The sequence below is a fragment of the Vibrio sp. Vb0937 genome, assembly GCF_033338855.1.
Window position 1 is genome coordinate 1 of the sequence record NZ_JAWOTK010000173.1, and the last position, 1478, is coordinate 1478.

Annotated in this window: 2 protein-coding genes; both read right to left on the minus strand. The window is 43.3% G+C overall.

The features are described 5' to 3' along the window. Positions 1-141: 141 nt before the first annotated feature. Positions 142-609, minus strand: a complete 468-nt coding sequence (gene recX / locus R7P67_RS24155) for a recombination regulator RecX (protein WP_005455548.1) — start codon at positions 607-609, stop codon at positions 142-144. A 123-nt stretch (positions 610-732) separates the two neighbouring features. Then, positions 733-1478: recombinase RecA (gene recA, locus R7P67_RS24160; RefSeq protein ID WP_318086234.1), on the minus strand; the 746-nt coding region annotated here is incomplete at its 5' end.

Consider the following 1478-nt stretch of genomic DNA (forward strand, 5'->3'; position numbering starts at 1 on the left):
CAGCTCTTCCTGAAAATAGTCGAGTTAGAATTTTGCCGTATTGTAGATCATGCAAACAGCTGAGACTAGTTTTCTTGCGGAAAAGAGGGGGTAGAAGAAAAAATTTGAAGCAAAACAAAAATCAGCGTGAATAATTCACGCCTAATCTTCGTCTTCAAAGCTTAACGCATAGCTAATTTGGTCAAAACTGTAGCCGCGATATTGTAAGAAACGAACCTGTTTAGCGTACTCTTTCTGGTCTTTGGCCTTTATTCCTTTAAATTTCTTCTCTGCTGCCAACTTTGCCAATTCAAACCAATCTTGGGGCTCTTCTGCCATTGCTTGTTCAATGACAGATTCTGCAACGCGCTTCTGGTTAAGCTCTTGGCGAATACGACGCTCACCATGACCTTTGTAAACGTGTTGACGCACTTGGCTTTTGGCGTAACGCAAGTCATCCAAATAATTGTGTTCTAAACAAAAGTTAATCGCAGCTTCAATATCAGCCTCTTCATAGCCTTTCATCGCAAGCTTTTGATGGAGCTCATATAAGCCATGATCTCGACGACTAAGTAACTGAATCGCGGCTTCTTTGCTAGATAGCGTCGGTGCTTGTCGCTTTTGGTACATAGTGATACTACAGGTAATTTGGCTGTACAGGCTTTTCGTTTGCCTTAAATTTCTTCGATTTTGATTTCGACAAATACAACAAAGCCCTGCAACGCAGGGCTTTATTTTTAGTCTATCAGAAGATTAAAACTCTTCTTCTTGCTCAGGCTTCTCACCGGCAGCAGGTGCTTCTGGTTGAGCTGGAGAAAGTAGCATTTCACGCAGTTTGGTATCGATTGTTTTCGCGATTTCTGGATGCTCACGCAGGTAGTTACAAGCGTTTGCTTTACCTTGACCAATCTTATCGCCATTGTAGCTGTACCAAGCACCCGCTTTTTCTACTAGCTTGTGCTTCACGCCTAAGTCAATCAACTCACCTTCACGGTTAAAGCCTTGGCCATACATGATTTGCGTGTTTGCTTCTTTAAATGGTGCTGCAATCTTGTTCTTAACCACTTTGATACGCGTTTCGTTACCTACAACTTCATCGCCTTCTTTGATTGCGCCAGTACGACGGATATCTAGACGAACAGAAGCGTAAAACTTAAGCGCGTTACCGCCAGTAGTCGTTTCAGGGTTACCGAACATCACACCAATCTTCATACGGATTTGGTTGATGAAGATACACATACAGTTAGACTGTTTCAGGTTACCTGTAAGCTTACGCATTGCTTGAGAAAGCATACGAGCTTGGAGACCCATGTGGCTGTCGCCCATTTCGCCTTCGATCTCAGCTTTAGGTGTTAGAGCAGCAACAGAGTCAACAACCATTACGTCGATTGCGCCAGAGCGAGCTAATGCATCACAAATCTCTAGAGCTTGCTCACCAGTGTCTGGTTGAGAAACCAATAGTGCATCGATATCAACGCCAAGTTTCTTTGCATATACAG

What these genes read in the sequence shown, in the direction of transcription:
- recX (WP_005455548.1), bottom strand. Translation starts at nt 609, where the DNA reads ATGTACCAAAAGCGACAAGCACCGACGCTATCTAGCAAAGAAGCCGCG.